This window comes from Enhygromyxa salina (genome assembly GCF_000737335.2).
GTDB classification, from domain to species: Bacteria; Myxococcota_A; Polyangia; order Nannocystales; family Nannocystaceae; genus Plesiocystis; species Plesiocystis salina_C.
The window spans coordinates 1-578 of record NZ_JMCC02000316.1 but is presented as its reverse complement, the minus strand read 5'-3'; the positions used below and the strand labels follow the sequence as shown (position 1 = coordinate 578).

Annotated in this window: 1 protein-coding gene; it reads right to left on the bottom strand. The window is 51.9% G+C overall.

The genetic code is table 11. The annotated features are described in order from the left end of the window. Positions 1 to 578: EcoRII N-terminal effector-binding domain-containing protein (locus tag DB30_RS41065; protein ID WP_276204434.1), on the bottom strand; the 578-nt coding region annotated here is incomplete at both ends.

The following is a 578-nucleotide window of genomic DNA, read 5'->3' as shown; positions in this document are numbered from 1 at the left end:
AATTTCATTTCCGGACGGAAAGCGCTGCTGCCAGTCCTCCGGGATAGTGTATTTATGATTAACGGGCATTTGCTGCAGAGACAGGCCGCCTAGGATTCGCCCGGCAGGCCCGGATATAAGCGTTCCGGGGATCACTTCACCAATAGCCGTCTCAATGATGTCCTCTTCATCAGGGCTGACGCAGACCCAGATGTCCACAGCCGTACTGTCCCCGCCGTCCTCATTAAGCCTGAAAGCCAGAAGCGTCAGGGCTCCGGTATTTTCAGGATCCTGAAGAGGGCTGCCTCTTCCCCAGCGTGTAATCCTCTTCTCGTTTCGGGTTTTACCAAAATAACGGCTGTTGTAATAAATTGCCCGGGCTTCGCTGTCCGGGCAGTCATGTGATGACACATGTGCTGTGATAAAGACTGAAGGGTTGAGCTCACGGGTATGGTTGATAGACGGAAATAGCTTCTCAACGATACCAGAAGGGATATAAAGCCCGACCTGATGACCACCTGTTGCGCCAGTGTCATTGGCGGAAAGGCGTTTAATGTAAACGAAGTAATTCCCGCCTGCGATCTCAAGTAGCCAGTTAT